Source organism: Bradyrhizobium sp. MV1.5 (assembly GCF_055807615.1).
In genome coordinates this window covers 1-21831 of record NZ_JBVVPL010000052.1, presented here as the reverse complement: position 1 = coordinate 21831, position 21831 = coordinate 1, and the positions used below count along the sequence as shown (strand labels likewise).

The 21831-nt window shown below is 65.0% G+C and carries 16 protein-coding genes; 8 read left to right on the top strand and 8 right to left on the bottom strand.

Going from position 1 to position 21831, the window contains the following annotated elements; translation table 11 throughout:
* Positions 1 to 143: 143 nt before the first annotated feature.
* Positions 144 to 1496: a malonyl-CoA decarboxylase gene (locus AC0L2J_RS30745; protein ID WP_007613754.1), complete on the bottom strand. Its 1353-nt coding sequence runs from the start codon at positions 1494 to 1496 to the stop codon at positions 144 to 146.
* Between the two features lie 180 nt (positions 1497 to 1676).
* A complete protein-coding gene (locus AC0L2J_RS30740; RefSeq protein ID WP_007613753.1) occupies positions 1677 to 2528 on the bottom strand; it encodes an AraC family transcriptional regulator in 852 nt (283 codons plus the stop codon).
* A 60-nt stretch (positions 2529 to 2588) separates the two neighbouring features.
* Here AC0L2J_RS30740 and AC0L2J_RS30735 point away from each other — a divergent pair, with 60 nt between their 5' ends.
* Both AC0L2J_RS30735 and AC0L2J_RS30730 read left to right on the top strand, forming a co-directional pair.
* Complete coding sequence (locus AC0L2J_RS30735; RefSeq protein WP_007613752.1) at positions 2589 to 3761, top strand: MFS transporter; 1173 nt, start codon at positions 2589 to 2591, stop codon at positions 3759 to 3761.
* Positions 3762 to 4249: 488 nt separating this feature from the next.
* Positions 4250 to 6517: a cation:proton antiporter domain-containing protein gene (locus AC0L2J_RS30730; RefSeq protein WP_063995142.1), complete on the top strand. Its 2268-nt coding sequence runs from the start codon at positions 4250 to 4252 to the stop codon at positions 6515 to 6517.
* Positions 6518 to 6680: 163 nt separating this feature from the next.
* Here AC0L2J_RS30730 and AC0L2J_RS30725 read toward each other — a convergent pair whose 3' ends face one another.
* Together AC0L2J_RS30725 and AC0L2J_RS30720 are read right to left on the bottom strand one after the other, a co-directional pair.
* On the bottom strand, positions 6681 to 9839 hold the full coding sequence (locus AC0L2J_RS30725) for an efflux RND transporter permease subunit (protein ID WP_473395507.1): 3159 nt from the start codon (positions 9837 to 9839) through the stop codon (positions 6681 to 6683).
* Between the two features lie 15 nt (positions 9840 to 9854).
* Positions 9855 to 11048 (bottom strand): efflux RND transporter periplasmic adaptor subunit, encoded by a 1194-nt coding sequence (locus AC0L2J_RS30720; RefSeq protein ID WP_007613748.1) that lies wholly within the window; start codon positions 11046 to 11048, stop codon positions 9855 to 9857.
* 73 nt (positions 11049 to 11121) lie between these two features.
* Here AC0L2J_RS30720 and AC0L2J_RS30715 point away from each other — a divergent pair, with 73 nt between their 5' ends.
* Positions 11122 to 11307: a hypothetical protein gene (locus tag AC0L2J_RS30715; RefSeq protein ID WP_473395506.1), complete on the top strand. Its 186-nt coding sequence runs from the start codon at positions 11122 to 11124 to the stop codon at positions 11305 to 11307.
* Positions 11308 to 11329: 22 nt separating this feature from the next.
* Here the strand turns inward: AC0L2J_RS30715 and AC0L2J_RS30710 are convergent, their stop codons facing one another.
* The 4 genes from AC0L2J_RS30710 to AC0L2J_RS30695 all read right to left on the bottom strand — a co-directional run bounded on the left by AC0L2J_RS30710 (position 11330) and on the right by AC0L2J_RS30695 (position 15581).
* Positions 11330 to 12400: a hypothetical protein gene (locus AC0L2J_RS30710; RefSeq protein WP_473395505.1), complete on the bottom strand. Its 1071-nt coding sequence runs from the start codon at positions 12398 to 12400 to the stop codon at positions 11330 to 11332.
* A gap of 41 nt (positions 12401 to 12441) precedes the next feature.
* Positions 12442 to 12891 carry a cupin domain-containing protein gene (locus AC0L2J_RS30705; protein WP_007595617.1) on the bottom strand — a complete coding sequence of 150 codons (450 nt, stop codon included), beginning with the start codon at positions 12889 to 12891 and terminating at the stop codon, positions 12442 to 12444.
* 76 nt (positions 12892 to 12967) lie between these two features.
* A complete protein-coding gene (locus AC0L2J_RS30700) occupies positions 12968 to 14809 on the bottom strand; it encodes an ATP-binding protein (protein WP_473395504.1) in 1842 nt (613 codons plus the stop codon).
* A 139-nt stretch (positions 14810 to 14948) separates the two neighbouring features.
* Complete coding sequence (locus tag AC0L2J_RS30695; protein WP_473395502.1) at positions 14949 to 15581, bottom strand: cupin domain-containing protein; 633 nt, start codon at positions 15579 to 15581, stop codon at positions 14949 to 14951.
* 218 nt (positions 15582 to 15799) lie between these two features.
* Here AC0L2J_RS30695 and AC0L2J_RS30690 point away from each other — a divergent pair, with 218 nt between their 5' ends.
* The 5 genes from AC0L2J_RS30690 to AC0L2J_RS30670 are packed head-to-tail and all read left to right on the top strand — an operon-like array spanning position 15800 to position 21673.
* A complete protein-coding gene (locus tag AC0L2J_RS30690; protein ID WP_473395501.1) occupies positions 15800 to 17491 on the top strand; it encodes a peptide ABC transporter substrate-binding protein in 1692 nt (563 codons plus the stop codon).
* 27 nt (positions 17492 to 17518) lie between these two features.
* Positions 17519 to 18469, top strand: coding sequence for an ABC transporter permease (locus AC0L2J_RS30685; protein WP_063995150.1), 951 nt, complete (start codon positions 17519 to 17521; stop codon positions 18467 to 18469).
* 2 nt (positions 18470 to 18471) lie between these two features.
* Positions 18472 to 19347, top strand: coding sequence for an ABC transporter permease (locus tag AC0L2J_RS30680; protein ID WP_473250365.1), 876 nt, complete (start codon positions 18472 to 18474; stop codon positions 19345 to 19347).
* A gap of 58 nt (positions 19348 to 19405) precedes the next feature.
* Positions 19406 to 20734 carry an NAD(P)/FAD-dependent oxidoreductase gene (locus AC0L2J_RS30675; protein WP_473395500.1) on the top strand — a complete coding sequence of 443 codons (1329 nt, stop codon included), beginning with the start codon at positions 19406 to 19408 and terminating at the stop codon, positions 20732 to 20734.
* Between the two features lie 12 nt (positions 20735 to 20746).
* Positions 20747 to 21673: a 2-hydroxyacid dehydrogenase gene (locus AC0L2J_RS30670; protein ID WP_473395499.1), complete on the top strand. Its 927-nt coding sequence runs from the start codon at positions 20747 to 20749 to the stop codon at positions 21671 to 21673.
* The last annotated feature ends 158 nt before the right edge of the window (positions 21674 to 21831 follow it).

Sequence of the window (21831 nt, the reverse complement as noted above, 5' to 3'; positions counted from 1 at the left end):
GCGTTCATCAAATCGTATATCATGGGGGGGGGGTTTAATTTCCGGGGGCGGCGGGGGCTTGCGCCGTTGCTATTGGCGCGCGCCCCCTCAATGTCGTCCTGGCTTTCGCCAGGACGACGATGGAATACGAAGCGAGTGCGTCTCTACGACAACCGCATGTCCAGCAGCCGCCGCCCTTCGGCCTTCAGCAGCTTCTTCACCGCGCTGGAGGCCACGACCTCGCCGTCATTCGCATAAGCTTCGTGGTTCTTCTCGATGTCGTCGAGGCGGTAGAGGTAGTTGACCATCACGCCGGCGGACTCGCGCACGCCCTTGGGCGAGAGATCCCCTAACCAGTTGATGCGCTCGAGGCGGGCGCCGTTGCCGAGATGGAAGCGCGCGACGGAGTCGATCAGCTTGCCCTTCGGCGTGCGCGCCTTGAGGAAGTAATGCGCGGCGAGCGGTTCAATCACGCCACGCAGCAGCGTCGTGGTCTCGGGGTTCTCGAACCATTTGGGATCGTCGAGGCGCTTCAGCACTTCGCGGTCCTCGTCCGACAGCGGCAAATCCTTGTCCTGCTTCACCCAAGGCATGAAGCCCGGCACCGGCGACAGCGTCACGAAATTGTCGAGCTTGGGCAATTCGCGGCGCAGCTCCTCCACCACCTGCTTGATCAGGAAGCTGCCGAAGGAGATGCCGCCGAGACCGCGCTGGGTGTTGGAGATCGAGTAGAACACGGCGGTGCGGGCGCGCTCGATCGGGACGGAGGGGCGATCGACCGCGAGCAGCGGCGCGATCGCGCCGGGGATCGTCTCGGTCAGTGCCACCTCGACGAAGATCAGGGGCTCGTCGACCATTGCGGGATGGAAGAAGGCGTAGCAGCGGCGGTCGACCGGATCGATGCGGCGGCGCAGATCGTCCCAGTCGCTGATCTCGTGTACGGCTTCGTAACGGATGATCTTTTCGAGGATGTTGGCCGGGGTCGACCAGTCGATCCTGCGCAGCACGAGAAACCCCCTGTTGAACCATGACGAGAGAAGATGCGAGACGTCGCGATCGAGTGCGGCGAGATCGGCGTGCCCGTTCATCATGTCGAGCAGGTCGGCGCGCATCTTGACGAGATCGCCGGTGCCGCCGGGCGCGCGGTTGAGGCGACGGATCAGCTCCTGCCGGCGCGGCTCGGAGGCGAAATGCAGGGCGCTGGCATCCTCGTCGGCCGGCTTGGCGCGCCATGTCTCGATCGCCTTGGACAGGCGTTCCCGATCCGGGCCGAAATCGCGCACCAGGGCTTCGAAAAAGGCGCGACGTCCCGCCGCATCCAGGTCCTGGTAGATGTCGAGCACCTCACGCGCCATGGCGGTGCCCGAAGCTTCGCCCCGGCCCGACAGCAGCGCGCCGCAGAGCTCGATCAGCCCATCGGCGTCCGGCTTGGTGTCGGCAGAATCCCCGCGGCGAAGCAGCGTGCGGCCGCGCTCGGAGATGGTGGTGAGCAGGTCGGAGAAGAAGGCGTTGGCCATCGGGGCTTTCGTCTCAGGTTTGTGCGGTGCGGGAATCTTACACGGGATTTGGGCGGAAGCCGATCACAATCAAGCGCAAGAATTTGGCAAGTTTAGCTGGGGTGTGCGTTTCCAAAACCCAAAGAAAGCTGTCATGCCCCGGCTTGACCGGGGCATCCAGTACGCCGCAGCTTTTCGGTTCTAGCCGCGCCGTCCCGGAGTACTGGATCGCCCGGTCAAGCCGGGCGATGACACCGAGTGTGTGGCAAACTCCGTCGGCGTCCGCCCCGTCACCTGGCGGAACGCCGCCGAAAACGCCGGCACGCTGGCATAGCCGAGCTGGGTCGCGAGCTGCTTCACCGAGACATTGGCATCCGTCGACAGCCGCTGGATCGCCGCCGCAATTCTTGCGCGCTGGCACCAGCTCTTGAAGCTCAATTGTGTTTCCGTCGAAAACAGCCGCGACAGCGTGCGCGCGGAGGTTCCGACCTCGCGCGCCAGCGCGTCGAGGTCGTGCAGGCCGGTGGGATCGTCGAGCACGATCATGGCCGCGCGCCGGCAGCGCGGCTCGTGTGGCAGCGGCACGAAGGTCGCGGAATCCTCGGCCTGGACCAGTTCCAGCATCACCAGGCGAACCAGCAGATCGGTCCGCTCCTCGGTATTGCGCGCGTCGAACAGCGCGAGGATCGCCTGGTTCAGCAGCGGCGACACCCGCACCACGAATTCCCTGGTCAGTCCCTCATGGCGCTGCTCGCGCTTCAGCCAGGCGAGGTCGAAATACAGCGTGCGCATCTCGATATCGGCGAGCAGATCGATGGCGTGCTGGAGCCCGGCGGGGACCCAGACCGCGCGATCCGGCGGCACCAGCCAGCGTCCCCCGGGCGTCGTCACCTGCATGGTGCCCCTGGCGGCATAGATCAGCTGAGCCTCGCGGTGCATGTGCGGATCGATCCGCATGCCCTTCGGGTAGTCGCGCGCGACCAGATGCACGCCCGCGGGCGAGCGATGGTTGCTCCGGACCTCCCGAAGGATTGGCGTTTCCAAGACAGTCATTGGCGGCATCCCGTCATGCCCAAGACATATAACTCATTTCGGAGCAGGAGAGGATTCGGAATGAACAGCCCCAGCCGGGTGATCAGTTTCGTCAATGCGGGCCATTTCATCGACCATTACGCGATGCTGATTTTCGCCGCCGCGGTGATCATCATGGGACCGGCGCTCGGCATGGCCTATTCGGAACTCCTGCCTTATGCGACGCCGGGCTTCGTCGCCTTCGGCGCGGGCTCGCTGCTCACCGGCTGGCTCGGCGACCGCTGGAGCCGCCGCCACATGATGCTGATCTTCTTCGTCGGCATCGGCGCCTCCATGATCTCGGTCGGCTTCGTGCAGACGCAGGCGCAGCTCGGCGCGGCGCTGTTCGCGATCGGCATTTTTGCCTCGATCTATCATCCCGTCGGCACTGCGATGATCGTCTCCTACGCCGACAGGCTCGGCCGCGAGATGGGCATCAACGGCGTCTGGGGCAATCTCGGCGTCGCGTCGTCGGCGCTGGTCACCGGCGTGATCGGCCAGTATCTCGGCTGGCGGTTCGCCTTCATCGTCCCGGGCATCGTCACGATCCTGATCGGCATCGCGTTTGCGATGATGGTCGTGCACGAGGACCGCAAGGGCTCGAAGCAGGCGGCAGCGCAGGCGCGCGTCGCCAAGCAGGACATGTGGCGCGTGATCCTGTCGCTGCTGATCGTGGTGATCGCGATCTCCACCACCTTCAACGCCGTCACCGTGGCGCTGCCAAAGCTGTTCGCGGAGCGGCTCGCCGATCTCACCAAAAGCCCGGCGCTACTCGGCGTCATCGCCGCCTGCGTCTACGTGTTCGGCGCGATGACGCAGTACACGATCGGCCGGCTGCTCGACCGCTATTCGCTGAAGACGGTGGCGCTGCCGCTGTCCTTCATGCTGGCGCCGTTCCTGTATCTGGCCGCGAGCCTGTCCAATCTGCCGCTGATCCTGGTCTCGATCGGCATCGTCATGGGCGCGTTCGGACAGGTCACGGTCAACGACGCCATGGTCGGCAAATACACCAGCGAGGAATGGCGCTCGCGCGCCTATGCGGTGCGCTATTTCATCGGCTTCACCGCCGCCGGCGCGTCCGTCGGCCTGGTCGCCTGGCTCTACGAGCAGGGCGGCTTCGTCACCATGCTGCATGCCTTCGCCGCACTCTGCCTGCTCGCGATCGCAGCCGCGATCATTCTCCCGCGCGAGATCGGGACACCGCAGGCGGTGTGAGGGGAATGCTCTCGTGTCCCGGACGCGCTGCAGCGTGCAACGCTGCTGCGCAGAGCCGGGACCCAGACGCTGCGAATTCCTGTGCCGCATGGGCCCCGGCTCTGCAGCGCACCGCCGAAGAGGCGCTGCGCTGCATCCGGGGCACGAGGCCGGCACTCTCTCCACGCGTCATTGCGAGGAGCGTAGCGACGAAGCAATGACGGGGGGATGTGGCGGCGGCTCGCTTAGTCTGCCGATGATGCCATTATGCCGGTGTTTTGCCCGACGACGCAAGCAATTTCGGCAAAGCCGAAACCTGAGCTTCGTAGAGACAAAATTTTCTCCAGCCTTTTCAACCTCATCTCTACTGTGCATGGGGTTGTTTTCGCGCTTTTTGGTGTTGCCTCCCCAATCCACTGCAAGCGCGGGGAACCCGCTCCACCTCCCGCGGGTTCTATCCCCGTGATCCCGGCACCTTGCGGGGCCAGATGAAGGGGGAAAATTCCTGCATGCAGTGGAGCCTGCTCCGACCGGTCGGCCTTGTCCCCGCGGCGCTTGTCCTCACCACCATTGCGGCCAGTGCCGAGGGCGGCAAATCGGCCGGTCCCTCGGAATTCCTGCTGGTGGCGCAGATCGTGCTGTTGATCGCGGTCGGCCGCGGTCTCGGCGAGATCATGCAGCGCCTCGGCCAGCCCTCGGTGATCGGCGAATTGCTCGCCGGCATCCTGCTCGGGCCGTCGCTGTTCGGTTGGGTCTGGCCCGACGCGCAGCACGCGATCTTCCCAAGCACGCCCGAGCAGAAGGCGATGATCGACGGCATCGCGCAGTTCGGCATCCTGCTGCTGTTGCTGCTGACCGGCATGGAGACCGACCTGAAGCTGGTCAGGAAGGTCGGCAAGGCCGCGATCGCGATCTCGATCGCCGGCATCCTCGTGCCCTTCGCCTGCGGTTTTGCGCTCGGCGAGTTCCTCCCCGACGCGCTGTTGCCGAATCCGCAAGCCCGCCTGGTGGCGTCGCTGTTCATGGGCACGGCGCTGTCGATCTCCTCGGTGAAGATCGTCGCGGTGGTCGTCCGTGAGATGAACTTCATGCGCCGCAATGTCGGACAGATCATCGTCGCCACCGCCGTCATCGACGACACCATCGGCTGGATCATCATCGCCGTCATCTTCAGCCTGGCCTCGCACGGCACGCTGGATATCGCCTCGGTGGCAAAGGCCGTGCTTGGCACGCTGGCCTTCCTCGCCATCAGCTTCACCATCGGCCGCCGCCTCGCATTTCAGTTGATCCGCTGGGCCAACGACAATCTCGTCAGCACCGCGCCCGTCATCACGGTGATCTTGCTGCTGATGAGCGTGATGGCGCTGATCACGCATCTGATCGGCGTCCACACCGTGCTCGGCGCCTTCGTCGCCGGCATTCTGGTCGGCGAGTCCCCGATCCTGACGCGGCAGATCGACGAGCGTCTGCGGGGGCTGATCTCGAGCTTCTTCATGCCGGTGTTCTTCGGTCTCGCCGGCCTGAGCGCCGACCTCACGGTGCTGCGCGATCCCCATCTGTTGATGCTCACCGGCCTGCTGGTCGTGATCGCCAGCGTCGGAAAGTTCGGCGGCGCTTTCGTCGGCGGAACCGTGGGCGGGCTGAACACACGGGAGTCGTTGGCGCTCGCGAGCGGCATGAACGCGCGCGGCTCGACCGAGGTGATCATCGCGAGCATCGGTCTTTCGATCGGCGTGCTCAGCCAGAACCTGTTCACGATGATCGTGACCATGGCGATCGTGACCACGATGGCAATGCCGCCGATGCTGCGCGCGGCGCTGGCGAAGCTGCCGATGAACAAGGACGAGAAGGAGCGCCTGGAGCGTGAAGAGTTCGAGAAGCGCGGCTTCGTCGCCAATCTCGAACGTCCTCTGCTGGCGGTGGACGAGAGCGTCAACGCCAGCTTCGCCGCCCACATCGCCGGCCTGATCGCCGGGATGCGCGGCCTGCCGATCACCGTGCTGCACATCGGCAAGCGCGCCAAGGAGCAGGAGAAGGGCCGCGACGAGGAAGAAAGCCACGAGGCGGTGGTGAAGAAGGCGGCTGAAGCGGTATCAGCGACCAGTGACCAGGACGTCCGTAACGTCGATGTCACGACGCGGGTCCGCAAATCCGGGCTCGGTGAAACCATAGGAGACGAAGCGAAGAAGGGCTTCGATCTCCTTGTCGTCGGCATCGACAAGGTCACGGCTACCAAGGAGCGATTCGACCGCAAGATCGAGGACATCGCAGCGGAGTTCGAAGGACCGCTCGCGATCGTCGCGGCCAAGGGCAAGCACCTGAAGCAGCCGATGCCCGAGGCGCTCAACATCCTCGTTCCGGTCTCCGGCAGCGGCGTCTCCAAGCGCGGCGCCGAGGTCGCGGTCGCGCTGGCGCAGGCGGGATCAGGCTCGCTCCGGGTGATCTATGTCGCGACGACGCGCGACAAGGGCGCGCAGCGCGGCGCCTCGCGTGGTCTGAACCAGGAGGCCGGCATCCTGAAGGACGCCAGCGATCTCGCCGCCCGCTACGAGGTCGACATCACCACGACCTTGCGCGCGAACCGGGCGCCTGAAGCGGCGATCCTGCGCGAGATCGAGACCACCGACGTCGATCTCGTGGTGATGGGCGTCGATCGCATCCAGGCCGATCACCTCTCCTTCGGCGGCGTCGCCGACGCCGTGCTCAGGCAGGCAAAGGTCTCGGTGCTCCTGGTCTCGAGCGGCGAGGCGCGGCAGGTGGCGGCGGATAAGGCGTAGTAGAAGGTGCGCTGCCTCTCCCGCCTGCGGGAGAGGGTTGGGGAGAGGTGTCTCCGCAGAGGGACTCCCCAAGAGGAGAAAGCCCTCACCCGGCGCCGACCTCTCCCGCAAGCGGGAGAGGTCGCAGCGAGTCTGTAGCGACGCCGATGTAACCCAACGGCTCCTAGGACTTCACCTCGGCCACAGCCACCGCCTTCGGCGTCTTCTTCGACGCACGCCAGTTCTCGAAGCGCTGCACCACCACGAAGAACGCCGGCACGAACAGCACCGCGAGGCAGGTCGAGGCCAGCATGCCCGAGAACACCGTGATGCCGATCGACTTGCGCGCGCTGGCGCCGGCGCCGGTCGCGATCACCAGCGGCACCACGCCGAGGATGAAGGCGAACGACGTCATCAGGATCGGGCGGAAGCGGGCGCGCGCGGCTTCAATCGCGGATTCCAGCACCGGCTTGCCGTCGCGGCCGTGCAGCTCGAGCCCGACCTCGACGATCAGGATGGCGTTCTTGGCCGACAGCGCGATCAGGAGGATCAGGCCGATCTGGCAATAGAGGTTGTTGTCGATCTTCAGGGCATTGAGGATCAGCATGGGGCCGAGCAACGACAGCGGCACCGCCAGGATCACCGAGACCGGTGCGTACCAGCTCTCGTATTGGCCGGCGAGCACGAGATAGACCAGCAGCATGGCGAGCCCGAACACCCAGTAGATCTGGTTGGAGACGGCCTTCTCCTGATAGGACATCGCAGTCCATTCGTAGCCGGTGCCCGGCGGCAACGTCTTGTCGGCGATCTCCTCCATCAGCTTGAGCGACTGGCCGGAGGAGGAGCCCTGTGCGGGCAGGCCGATGACGGTCGAGGACGGATAGAGATTGTAGAGGCTGATCAGCGAGGGGCCGGTGGCCGGCGTGATCGTGGCGACGGTGCCGATCGGGATCATGTCGCCGTTCGAGTTTCGCACCATCATGTTGGCGATATCGCGCTCGGTGACGCGGAAGGCGGGATCGGCTTGGGTGTAGACCTGGAACACGCGGCCGAACTTGTTGAACTGGTTGACATACGATGAGCCGAGATAGGTCGACAGCGCCGCGAACACCTGGTCCGTCGTGACGTGCAGCGTCTGGGTCTTGATGCGGTCGATCTCGACGTTGAACTGCGGCACCGAGGAGCGGAACGAGGACTGCACCCGCTGCAGCGCGCTCTGGCTCTGGCCGTTGGAGACCATCGCGCCGGTGATGGCCTGGAGCTTGGCGAAATCGCTGTTGCCGTCGCGCAGCTCGACCTGCATCGAGAATCCGGCCGCGTTGCCGATGCCCTGGATCGGCGGCGGCGGCAGCACCAGCGTACGCGCCTCCATGATCACCGCAAGCTTGTCGTTCAGCCCGTAGACTAGCGAGCGCAGATCCTCGCCCGGTCCTTTGCGCGCGTCCCAGTCCTTCAGGATGATGTACGCGACGCCGGCATTGGCAAGGCTGGCGCTATTGTCGAGCGCGGAGATGCCGGCGATGGTGATGACCTGCTGGACTCCAGGCGTGTCCTTGATCAGCTCGCTCGCTCTGTCGAGCACCTTCTGGGTCCGCTCCAGCGCGGCACCGTCGGGCAGTTGCACCGCGGCGATCAAATAGCCCTGATCCTCGATCGGCAGGAAGCCGGTCGGCACCCGCGACAGGCCGTAGCCGCCGATCCCGATCAGCACCAGCGCGAACGCGACCGAGATCGTGGCATGCCTGCACAGGAAGCTGATCAGCCTCGTGTAGCCGCGCTCGACGCGGTTGTAGACCGCGTTGAAGCCGCGATAGAAGAAATTGCGCTGTTCCGGCGGCACGGTCGGCCGCAGCCAGAGCGCACATTGCGTCGGCTTCAGCGTCGCCGCGTTGATGGCGGACAGCAGCGCGGTTGCCGCGATCACCAGTGCGAATTGCGAATAGATCCGACCCGTGAGGCCCGCGAGGAACGAGGCCGGCAGGAACACCGAGATCAGCACCAGCGTGATGCCGACGATCGGTGCGAACAGCTGGTCCATCGCCTTGATCGCGGCGTCGTGGCCGTTCATGCCCTGCTCGATGTTGTGGGCAGCGCCTTCCACCACGACGATGGCGTCGTCGACGACGATGCCGATCGCGAGCACGATCGCGAACAGGGTCGACATGTTGATGGTGAAGCCGAGCGCGGCCATGGCGGCGAAAGCGCCGATGATGGTGACGGGCACCGTGGTCGCCGGCACCAGCATCGCGCGCCAGTCCTGCAGGAACACCAGGATGACGACCAGCACCAGAAGGCCTGCCTCGATCAGCGTCATGTAGACTTCGTGGACCGAGGCCTGCACGAATTTGGTGGTGTCGAACGGCGTGTCGTACTTCATGCCCTGCGGGAAGGCCTTCGCAAGCTCCGCCATCTTCTTTTCGACGGCCTGCTCGACCTGCAGTGCATTGGCGCCCGGCGACTGGAACACGCCGATGCCGGTGGCCGGCTGCTTGTTCAGGGAGAAGATCTGGCTGTAGGTCTGCGCGCCGAGCTCGACCCAGCCGACGTCGCGCACCCGCGTGACGTCGCCGCTGGTGCCCGATTTGACGATGATGTTCTCGAACTCGGTGGTATCGTCGAGCCTGCCGTTGACGTTGAGGGTGTACTGGAAGGCCTGACCCGACGGTGTCGGCGGTGCGCCGACCTGGCCGGCCGAGACCTGCTGGCTCTGCTGCTGGATCGCCTGGATGACGTCCTGCGGCACCAGGCCACGGACCTGCAGCTTGTTCGGATCGAGCCACACCCGCATCGAATACTGGCCGGCGCCGAATACGGTGACGTTGCCGACGCCGGGCAGGCGCGAGAGTTCGTCGCGGAGGTTGATGGTGGCGTAGTTGCTCAAATAAAGGCTGTCGAACGTCTTGTCGGGCGAGGTCAGCGTCACGAACAGCAGGATCGACGTCGACCGCTTCTGCACGGTGACGCCCTGGTTCTGCACCGACTGCGGCAATTGCGACAGCGCGCTGGAGACGCGGTTCTGCACCAGCACCTGCGCGAAGTTGAGGTCGGTGCCGATCTTGAAGGTCACGGTCAGCGTATAGGTGCCGTCCGAACCGCTGTAGGACTGCATGTAGAGCATGTCCTCGACGCCGTTGACCTGTTGTTCGATCGGCAAGGCAACGGTGTCGATCACGGTCTTGGCGCTGGCGCCGGGATAGCGCGTCGTGACCTGCACCGTCGGCGGCACCACGTCGGGATATTGCGCGATCGCGAGGTTGAACAGCGCGACGCCGCCGATCAGGATCATCAGCAGCGCGATGACGTTCGAGAGGACCGGACGCTCGATGAAGAACTTTGAGATCATGGCAGGCGCTCCTACTTACTTGGCAGACGCCTGCGGCTGCTCGATCTTCGTCACCTGCGGATCGATCTTCTGGCCCGGAATCACCCGCAGCAGCCCTGCGGTCACCACGCGATCGTCCGGTTTCAAGCCGCTCTCGATCACGCGCAGGCCGTTGTCGACGGGACCGATCTGCACCTTGCGCTGCTCGACGACGTTGTCGCCGTTGACGACAAGGAGATAGCGGCCGCCCTGATCGCTGCCGAGCGCGGTGTCGGGCACGAGCAGGGCGTCCTTCTCCTGGGTGAAGGGCACGCGTACGCGGACGAAATAGCCGGGCAGCAGGACGCGCTTGTCGTTGGGGACGAGGCCGCGCACCGCGAGTGTGCCGGTCGACTGGGTGAGGGTCGGGGCGACATAGTCGAGCTTGCCCTCATGCGGATAGCCGGCCTCGGTCTGCAAACCGACTTGAATCGGAAATTGCTTCATGTCGGCGGCGGTCAGCCCCCGGCGAGCGGCCTCGGCGCGGATGCGCAGCACGTCCTGCTCGTTGACGGTGAAGTTCACATAGATCGGGTCCATCGCGACGATGGAGGCGAGTTGAGTCGGCGAGGAGACCCCGACGAGTTCGCCGATCGAGACCATATGCGCGCTGACGACGCCGTCGAATGGTGCGCTCACCTTGGTGTAGCCGTAGTTGACTTCGGCGAGGCGGGTGTTGGCCTGGGCCTGCTGGAGGTTGGCCTGTGCGTTGTCGCGATTCGATGTCGAGCTATCGAGCGTGGCCTGCGAGACGGCCTGGCGCTGCACGAGATCGCTCTGCCGCTTGTAGTCGGCTTCCGCCTGCCGGAGCGAGGCCTGCGCGCCGGCCTCGGCCGCCTGCGCCTGATCGAGCTTGAGCTTGTAGGTCTCGGGCTCGATCGTGAACAGCTGGGTGCCTTGTTTGACGAACGCGCCGTCCTGGTAGTCGATCGATTGCAGGAATCCCTGCACGCGCGCGACGAGATCGACATTCTTGACCGGCGCGGTGTTGCCGGTGGCCTCGACATACCGCGTCACCGGGCGCTGCACGGGCGCGGCGACGTCCACCTTGGGCGGCGGCGGGGCGACGAACGTGTTCTTGTCCTCGCAGCCGGTGAGCGCGGCCACGGCCATCGCGGCGGCCAGTGCTCGCCCGACATGTCTCCACGCTCCGTTGCGCCGTGCGGGAGAGGCGGGATTCGCGCAGGTCATTCGGTGGCCCCCGGTTGCTGTCTGTCGGGGCGGGAGGCTACCAACAAATGCCCGAACGTGGAACACCATAGCCATGGCAGTCATCGGCCTTGCACGACAGCCTGCGCTGTGGCCTTTGGCAGTTTTGCCAGTCGCTGTGCCGCTCGGTCATCCCCAAGCGCTCACGTTCGTCGCCAAATTCATGAACGAGGCGGTGACGAAAGGCACCTTGCGCAACGCCTATGACAACAACGGCGGGCTCCTCACCATGAGGGTTTGACGTCCCGCCGCAAACTGCGACCTCAGCGCGGCTTGATCTCCGCATATTTCGCCATCGCCTTCTCGAATTTCCGCTTGAACAGCCACATCGCGCCAAGGATTTCCCGGAAACTCGCCGAGGTGCGCGCCCGGTCGGCCTGTCCGAATGCGAAGATGCTGTTGTTGCGCAGGTGCTTCATGATGGTCGGACTGGACACCCTGTAGTTCAGGAGATCGCCCGACTTGAGCGCCGCCCGCGTCGGCGTGGGAACGATCTGGATCAGCTCGAACAGCTTCATCTGGTCGATGGGGTCGGGCAGCGTCTTCACGATTCCCGGGATCTCCCGGAAAATATCTGCATGCGCGTTCATCAGGCCGTCGCGTACGTTGGTCCAGTGATTGAAGCGATGATCGGTGCCGCGGGCCCGCGCCTCCTCCTTCTCGTCGCGCGCGCTCAAGTCGGGATCGGCCGCCGCGATCTCGCCCTTGATGGCCGCCCATTTCCTGCGGCCGTTGCGGTCCTCGGACGGGCCGGTCTGGAAGCTGCCCATATAGGTGTTCGAGCGCCCGTTGCGGACGTTCTGCTTGCCGTTGGTCTCGGCGAAGAACAGCCCGAGGCTGATCCGGCCTGCGGCTTCGGCGTGGTCAGGCGCAAGCCCCTTGGCGCGCGCGATCGCGACCGCGAGATCGACCACGTCCTTGAACGGCGTCGCCGAGTTCTGCGCGCCGGCCGGCGGCGCTTCCATGATGTCGAACAGCTTTGAGTATTCGTCGACCAGCGGCTCGATGTCGGCATCGAAATAGGCCGGTGGTATCTCGAACTTGTTGGGCCTGCCGATCCGCGACGGCATGGCATCGGTGAGATCCTTGTAAGCACTGATCACGGCGACGCGTGCCAGATACAGCGCCTGGCCCGGCAGGTTCGGCAGCGGCTGCTTGGCGTCGATCTGGCGGCGCCGCTCGGCAAGAATGGATTTGAAATCGCCGAGCGCACGCTCGTAGGTCGCAACCGCTTCCGATTGCCTGGCGGTGAGCGTTTGCGCCCGGCTCGGGACGAACGTCGTAAGGAGCAGCCCAAGCGCCCCGATGGCGAGGAGTTGACGTCGTGCAGGCATGGCCGGTTCCCCCAACGATTCGTCGGTCGGGGGATCGTAGCCTAGTCGTTGGCTTCGGGCGGCAGGAAGTCGACCTCGTGCAGCGCCGAGATGCGCACGACCTCGGCCGGGTCAGTCAGGTCATGGAGCTGGTTGAACAGCGCCTCCAGCTTCTGCATCGGCGAGACCCAGAACAACGCGCGGGCCGGTTTGTCGGATTTGTTGAAATAGCCGTGCGGGATACCGCGCGGCAGGCGCACGAGGTCGCCGGCATGGGCCTTGACCCATTTGCCGTCGAGCTTGAGGTCGAGCGTGCCTTCCTGCACCAGGATGAATTCGTCCTGGGTCGGATGGATGTGCACCGGCACGAACTGGCCGGGATCGCTATTGGTCTCGAACGCGAAGGTGGACTCGGTGACGGCCTTCGGGAAATAGACCTGGCCCAGGATGTTCCAGGTCTTGCCGCCATAGCCCGTACCATTCGCGGTGATGCCCTTTTCGAGTGCAGTCATGGCTCGTCTCCAATGGGATTGTAACTGAGACGAGTGTTGCGCAGCAGCCATGCGCTGTCCATGCGCAAGACTGGCACTAACGCCCGTCGCGCTCAGCCGCCTGCTTGCGCAGAAAGCTTTCGACATCGGCCTGCACCGAATAGGGCGTCGGAATCGGATCGCCAGCCGCGTCGACGGCGGTGTCGAGGGAGCGGCGCAGCATGCGCGCGAGCTCGGCCTTGCGGTAGGGTTTTGTCAGAAGCGGCGCGCCCTTGGTGGCGCCTCCCTGCGCATGCGGGGCGTCGTGGGCATAGCCCGATGTGAACAGCACCCGCAGCGAGGGGCGCGCCGCCACCATCTCGTCGGCGAGCTCTCGTCCATTCAAGCTGCCGGCCATCACGATGTCGGTGAAGAGCAGATCGAAAGGCGTGCCTTTGGCTGCGATGGCGAGCGCCTCGGCCGCATTGGCGGCCGGAATCACCTTGTAGCCGAGGCTTTCGAGCTGGACCGTGACGTACTGGCGGACGTCGCGGTCGTCCTCGACACAAAGAATGGTTTCCGTCCCACCCACGACCTTGCGCTCGTCATAGCCGGTGGGGCGAAGCGTGCTCGCCTCCGCCTTCGGCAGGTAGATCGTGAAAATCGTGCCGCGTTCTTCTTCGGAAGCGACCTTGATGCCGCCGCCGGACTGCTTGATGAATCCGAACACCATGCTGAGCCCGAGCCCCGTGCCCTTGCCGACGTCCTTGGTCGAGAAGAAGGGATCGAAGATCCGCTCCAGAATGGCTGGCGGAATGCCGGTGCCGGTGTCGGCGATCTCGATCTCGACATAGTCGCCGGCATAGCCGGCCCCGACCGCCACGGCCTCGCGGACGCCGAACACGACGTTGCGCGTCGTCAGCGTCAGTCTGCCGCCGTCCAGCATCGCGTCGCGAGCGTTGATCGCGAGGTTGAGAAGCGCCGAGCTCAATTGGCCGCGATCGACCAGGGCAAGCCAGATGTTGCCGTCGAGCCGGGTCACGATCTCGATCTTCTTGTCGAAGGTTGCCCGAAGCAGCTTTGCGAGTTCTTCGAGCAGTTCGTTGACGTCGCTCTCGGACGGCTTGAGCGCCTGCTTGCGGGCAAAGGACAACAGGCTCGACGTCAGCGCGGCGCCGCGATCGGCCGCGTCGCTGATCAGCTTGGTGATGGTCGCGAGCGGCGGATTATCCTTCACGGCATCGGCGAGGATCTCGATCGTGCCCGTGATCACGGTGAGCATGTTGTTGAATTCGTGGGCGATGCCGCCGGTGAGCTGGCCGACCGCCTCCATCTTCTGCGCCTGGATCAGTTGCTCCTCGGCGGCGCGCTTCCGGGTGACGTCCTTGACGAAATTGTTGATGAGGGTGCGCCCCCCAATGTGGAGCGCCGTGCTGGACGCCTCGATCAGGATCTCGTCGCCGTCCCGGTGCAGCAAGGTCGCTTCGAACCGGATGCCGATCGGCGTATCCGACAGTTCGGGCAGCAGCCGCATCATGCGTTGCCTGAAGCCGTCGCGCAGCGGCTCGGCGATCAGGAGGTTGACGACGTCGGTGCCGAGCGCCTCCTTGCGCGTCCATCCGGTCAGGGCCTCGGCCTGAAGGCTCCATTCCAGCACGATGCCGTTCTGGTCGGTCTGAACGAAGGCATCGAGCGCGGTCTTGATGACGGCTTGCGTCATCTGTGCGCTGGCCCGCGCCTGCTCGGCCAGTTGCGCGGCGGCGCGTTTTTCCTGCGCGGTTTCGATCGTGCGCGTGCACAGACGAGCGAGCAGGACGGCAATGGCGCCGCTTGCGAGCAGGGCGACAATCTGGGCAATGCCAAACCCGATGCCGGTCGCGGCATAGGAGACGAGGAGAGCCGCCGCGGTCACGATGACCTGCGCGGCCATCGAGAGTGTCAGAAGCCCCCTGAGTTTCATGGTCTCACACCAACGCGTCAGTCGCGGACCCCGGTGTCCGCCCTGGCAATGTCCGGCTCACGTGAGCTACAGATGTGAGCTACAGATTCCGCGCGGCGGCGTCGAGGGACAATTTGCGACAGGGCCGGATGGTGGCGCTTCAACCTGCCGGCGAATCGGTCTGGCGCAGCGTCGTCACCCAGATCACGCGGGCCGTCTGCTGGGTCGGGTTGTCGAACATGTGCGGCACGATGCTCGGAAAGCGAAAGCTGTCGCCGGCCTCGAGCAGATGGGCCTCGTTGTCGAGCCACAGTCGCAGGCTGCCCGAGAGGATATAGCCCGCCTTCTCGCCGGTGTGCTGCAGGAAGTCGGTGCCGGACGAGGCGCCGGGATTGAGCGTGAGCTCGTAGAATTCGAGCTGGCCTTTGTCTGCCGGCGTCAGCGCTTCCTTGACGACGCCGCTGGCGGTGAGCCGCAGCAGGCGCCGGCTGTTCTTGCGCACGATATAGCGCTGCACGTCGGCGGGATCGGTGATCTCGAAGAAATAGGAGATGGGAACGTCGAGCGCGATGCTGAGCAGGCGCAGCGTGCGTATCGACGGCATGGCGCGCGCGCGTTCGAGCTGGCTGATCATGCCGTTGGAGAGGCCGGTCTTGTTGGCGACGTCCTGGATCGACAGGCCCGCACGCTGCCGCAGTAGCCGCACGGTCTCGCCGAGGCGCTGGTCGACCGCATCGTCGGCTTCGATCGCCGGGGCATCCTTCGAATCGTTGATCTCGCCGCGACCATCCATGTCGCTCTCCCATGCATCATCTCAGCCCGGACAACGCGGTCCGGAGCTTCAGTCGAAGTGAAAAGGTCGCGCATCCTAGCAATACGATTGACAGCTGTATTTAGTCGTGATGAACTTTTGATGGAAAAATTTAGAAGCACTAAAGCCCACTCCTGTCCCTTTGCCGGGGATCTCGGGGGCGCGGGAGACGGTGCCACGTGCGACAACGGAGAGTGGTCATGGCGGACGACACCGGGAAGTTCGGCGTTGGGGCACTGCATCTCGGCAGTCCGAATCGCCGTCAGATCTTTCAGCTCGGCGCGGGCGCCGCGGCGGGATGGACGCTTTCAGGCAACGCATTCGCGCAGACCGAACGCCCGACCCATCCGCCTGACAAGCCGCGCGGGCAGGTGATCGCGGCGCTGTCGCAGGAGCCGACGGTCTTTCATCCCCTGATGCCGGGCATCGAAGTCGATCAGGGCATCTGGTGGCAGGTGTTCTCGCCGCTCTGGTTCATCGATCCCGATGGCAAGTTCGTTCCCGACCTGGCCCGCGAGGTCCCGACGATCGAGAATGGCGGCCTCTCGGCCGACGGCCTGACCTGGAAGATCAAGCTCCGCAGCGACGTGAAATGGCACGACGGCACGTCGTTCACGGCCGACGACGTCAAGTTCTCGCTGGAGCTGATCAACAATCCCGATTTCCGCGCGCGCAGCCGCGTCGGCCATAGTCTCGTGAAGGACATCAAGGTCGTCGCGCCGGACGAGATTCATTGGCGCATGGAAGCTCCCTATTCGCCCTACATGTCGATCCTGGGATCGCTGACCTTCATCGTGCCCAAGCACATTTTGGAGAAGGTGACCGATCCGAACGCCTCGCCGTTCCACAATGCGCCTGTCGGCACCGGACCGTTCCGCTGGGGCGAGCGCGTGCCGGGCGACCACATTCAGCTGAATGCCCACACCGGCTATCACGGCAAGGGGCCGTATGTGGAACGCGTGGTGTTCAAATACATTCCAGATCTCACCGTGCTCTACACCCAGTTCCGCACCGGCCAGGTCGATTACACTGGCCTGCAAGGCATTCTGCCGAACTTCGTGCAGGAAGCGAAGACGCTGAAGGGCCGCAAGATCTTCGTCTCCTCGACGTCCTCGGTCGAGCACATCGCACCGAATCTGGAGTTCGGCGCGTTGGCGGACCGCACCGTGCGCGAGGCGCTTTATCTCGCGATTAACAAGCAAGCGATCATCGATGCCCTGAACTACGGCTTGCCGACGCAGACCGAAAGCTTCGTGCCGCAACAGGCATGGTCGTTCCAGCAGGGACTGCCGCAGCACAAATACGATCCGGCCAAGGCCAACACGCTGCTCGATGCGGCCGGTTGGGTTCGCGGCGCCGGCGGCGTGCGCGAGAAGGGCGGCGTCAAGCTCGAATTCGCCAATTCCACGACGTCGGGCAACGCGGTACGCGAGCAGACCCAGCAGTTGCTGATCCAGGACTGGCGCGCGATCGGTGCCGCGATGCGCGTCAACAACATGCCAGCCGCCGTGATCTGGGGCGACTTCTGGCAGCAATCGAAATTCAACTCGGTGATCGTGGGGGTGAATTTCATGCTCGGCAGCGACCCTGATGTGACGCCCCGCTTCGGCTCCGGCGCTATTCCTGCCAAGGGTGGCCGCGGCTACAACACCTATCAGTATCGCAACCCGGAGGCGGATCGGCTTCTCGCCGAAGGTGCCAAGCAGTTCGATCTGGCGCAGCGCAAGACGACCTATGGCAATCTGCAGAAGCTCATACGCGACGACCTCGCGATCCTGCCGCTGTTCCAGGGCTTCATCGCCGAAGGCGTGAAGGAAGGGCTCCAGGGTTTCCGCCCCAACATCAACATGTCGATCAACTGCTGGAACATCCGCGAATGGTATTGGGCCTGATGGTTCAGGTGCGCGAGATCGCCTGAGATGGCCCGTTACGTCGCCAATCGCCTGGCGCAGGCGATCATGTTGCTGGTGATCGTGTCCGCGATCGGCTTCGCCATCCTGCATCTGGCGCCCGGCGGTCCGCTCTCGCAATTCGCGGCGTCCGCGCAGATGACGCAGGAGGATCTCGATCGCGTCACCCGGCAGCTTGGCCTCGATCGTTCGCTGCCGATCCAGTATCTCGACTGGTTCGGCCGGATGCTGAGGGGCGATTGGGGCCGCTCGTATCGCGACGGCGAGGCGGTGCTGGCGGTGATCTCGTCGCATCTCGGCGCTACACTTGAGCTAATGGCGACGGCGACCATCATCGCGGTGCTGCTCGGCTGCTGGATCGGCGTGCTCGGTGCGCTGCGCCGTTATTCGCTGTTCGATTCGCTCGCAACCGTCGGCGCCATGATCGCGCTGTCGATCCCGACCTTCTGGTTCGGCCTCGTCACCATCTATGTCTTCTCGGTGAAGCTCGGCTGGCTGCCGGCCGGCAACCGGCAGACCGTCGGCGACGGCTCGCCGCTCGATCTGCTCCATCATCTCATCGCGCCGGCGCTCGTTCTGGCGCTGGTCGAGACCGCGATGTGGGGCCGCTTCATGCGCTCCTCGATGCTCGAAGTCATTAACCAGGACTACATTCGCACCGCGCGCGCCAAGGGCATGCCGGAATGGCGAATCCTTACGGTTCACGCCCTGCGCAACGCGCTGCTGCCGATGATCACGGTGGGCGGCCTTCAGTTTCCGACGCTGCTCGGTGGTGCGCTGGTCGCTGAGACCGTGTTCACCTGGCCCGGCATGGGCCGGCTGTTCCTCGATTCGATCGGCTATCGCGACTATCCCGTGGTGATGGGCATCCTGATGTTCTCGGCGATCATGGTTCTGATCGGGTCGCTGCTCGCCGACATCCTCTATGCCGTCGTCGATCCCCGCATCCGGGTGGGCTAGGCATGGCGACTGCGGCCCTCTCCACCAATCAACTTGCACCGGGCCAGGCGGCGTGGCGGCGCTTCCGCCGGCATCGCCTTGCGCTCGCGGGCGCGTTGATCATTCTGCTTCTCATCCTTGGTTCGGCATTCGGCCCGTACCTCCTGCCGTTCGACGACACCTATATCGACATCATGAAGCGGTTCGCACCGCCGCTGTCGGGCGCGCACATCCTCGGCACCGACGAGCTCGGCCGAGACGTGCTGGCGCGGCTGATGATGGGCGCGCGTGTCTCGCTGTCGATCGGCTTCGTCGCGATGGTGATCGCGATGGCGGTGGGCATCGTCGTCGGCGCCTTCGCCGGCTTCTATGGCGGCGTGGTCGGCGCGGTGCTGATGCGGCTCGTCGATGCCATGCTGTGCTTTCCGACCATCTTCCTGCTGCTTGCGCTCGCGGCGCTCATCGAGCCCGGCTTCGTCACCACCACCGTGCTGATCGCGGCAACCGCCTGGATGTGGGTGGCCCGCGTCGTCGAGGCCCAGGTGCGCTCGCTGCGAGAACGCGAGTTTGCGGTTGCTGCACTCGCGTTCGGCTCGTCGAACCTGCGGATCATGTTCCGCGAGCTCGTGCCCAATGCTATTGCGCCGATCGTGGTGGCGGCGACGCTGAACGTCGCCAAGGCAATTCTGCTGGAATCCTATCTCAGCTATCTCGGTTACGGCATCCAGCCGCCGGCCGCGAGCCTCGGCAACATGCTCAACAATGCGCAGATCTATCTCACCAGCGCGCCCTGGCTCGCGATTGCGCCGGGCCTCGCCATCACGCTGGCGGTGACGAGCTTCAACTTCCTCGGCGACGGCTTGCGCGACGCGCTCGATCCGCGAATGAACATCCCATGATCTGCAAACCAGCGACGAGCCGAGCTGTCGCGATCGAATTGAATATCTGGAGTGTCCCATGTCCCCGCCGCTCACCCGCATAAACAGTGACGAACGCCTGCCGGCGCAGGTGGATGTCGTCGTCATCGGCGGCGGCGTGATCGGCGTTTCCGCGGCCTATCATCTCGCGAAAAAGGGCCTCTCCGTCGCCCTTGTCGAGAAGGGCCATGTCGGCGGCGAGCAGTCGAGCCGCAATTGGGGCTGGTGCCGCCAGCAGGGGCGTGCGCGTGAGGAGATACCGCTGGCCCGCGAGGCGCTGCGCCTGTGGGAAGACATGCAGAACGATGCCGGCGTCGATGCCGGCTTCCGTCGTACCGGCGTGCTGTTCCTGACCAAGAGCAAGGACGAACTCGCCAGCTGGGAGCGATGGGCCGCAACGGCGCGCGAGATGCAGGTCCACTCCACGGTGCTGACGCCGGCGGAGGTCGCCGAGCGCCTGCCCGGCAACGCCGAGACATGGGTCGGCGGCCTGCACACGCCGAGCGACGGGCGCGCCGAGCCCTCGATGGCGGTGCCGGCGCTTGCGACCGCCGCGCGAAAGCACGGCGTCACCATTCATCAGGGCTGCGCCGCGCGTGGGTTGGAGACGCAAGGCGGACGGGTGAGCGCCGTCGTCACCGAGAAGGGCATCATTCGCACGCAATCGGTGCTGCTGTCCGGCGGAGCGTGGTCGTCGCTGTTCTGCCGCCGCCACGGCATCGAGCTGCCGATTGGCCTCGTCAACGCCACCGCGTGCCGGACCACGCCGGGGCCGGAGATCACCTCCGGCGCGCTCGGCACCGACTTCTATTGCATCCGCCGCCGCCTCGACGGCGGCTTTACGCTGGCGCTACGCAACCGCGGCACGGTCGAACTGTCGCCCGATCTGTTCCGCTACGCGCGGACCTTCTGGCCGACCTATCTGCATCGCAAGAACGGGTTGAAACTGTCGTTCGGCAAATCCTTCTTCGACCAGCTCATGCGCGGCACGAGCTGGAGCCTGGACAAGCCGTCGCCGTTCGAGACCGAGCGCGTTCGCGATCCCGCGCCTGACATGTCGCTGGTCAATGCCGCGCTGGCTTCGCTGATCAGGTCGAATCCTGAATTGAAGGACATCGAGATCGCGGAAGCGTGGGGCGGCACGATCGACTGCACGCCGGATACCATTCCGGTGATCTCGCCGGTCGACGCCTTGCCCGGCTTCTTCCTCGCCACCGGCTTCTCCGGCCACGGCTTCGGCATTGGTCCTGCGGCCGGCAAGCTCGCCGCCGACATCGTGACGGGCGCGACGCCGCTGGTCGATCCCGCGGCCTACAGCCACAAGCGCCTGATCGACGGCCGCCGGCTCGCGCCGGTCAGCCCGTTCTGAGGGTTTGGCGGCATGACGGTTCTGTACAAGGCCAACATGGTTCGGGGCGCTGAGTGGGCGGGCTTCTTCGCCGAGCGCGCGCCCGATCTGCCATTCCGGCTCTGGCCCGACATCGGCGATCCCGCTGACGTGCGCTATCTCGTGGCGTGGGTGCCGCCGGACGACATCGCGACGACTTTCCCAAATCTCGAGCTCGTCTTCTCGGTCGGTGCGGGCGTGGACCAGTTCGACGCGTCAAAAGTTCCGCCGCACATTCCGCTGGTGCGCATGCTGGAGCCGGGCATCGCCGAGACCATGGTCGAATACGTCACCATGGCGGTGCTCGCGCTGCATCGCGACCTCCTGCACTTCATCGGCCAGCAGAAGGCGCAGGTCTGGCGCGAGATCCGGATCACGCCGGCGAAGCGGCGGCGCGTCGGGGTGATGGGCCTCGGCCAGCTCGGCCAGGCCGTGGTCGAACGGCTCAGAGCTTTCGACTTTCCACTTCTCGGCTGGAATCGCTCGCCGCGCGAGATCGAGGGCGTCGCCTGTTACGCGGGCATGGAGACGTTGCCGGATTTTCTCGCGCAGACCGACCTTCTCGTCTGCCTGCTGCCTCTGACCGATGAGACCCGCGGCATCCTGAATGCGGATCTGTTTGCGCGCCTGCCGCGCGGCGCGTCGCTCGTCAATGTCGGGCGTGGCCCGCATCTGGTCGAAGCCGATTTTCTCGCGGCGCTCGACAGCGGCGCGCTGTCGGGTGCTGTCCTCGATGTCGCCGAGCCGGAGCCGCTGCCCGCGGGTCACCCTTTCTGGAGCCATCCGCGCATCCTGGTCACGCCGCACAATGCCAGCATGACGACGCCGGACACGGCGGTCGATTTCGTGCTGGACGTGATCGCGCGCCACCGCCGCGGCGAAGAGTTGCCGGGGCGTGTCGACCGTAGTCGTGGTTACTGAGGATGCGATGATGATGGTGGCATCAGTGCAGCCACGAACTCGGTTCACCTCTCCCGCTTGCGGGAGAGGTCGGCACGAAGTGCCGGGTGAGGGTTCTCTCCTCGTTGGGGGGCAGGCGGGGGGAAGGACCCGCGCCCCAACCCCAGGCACATATAAAA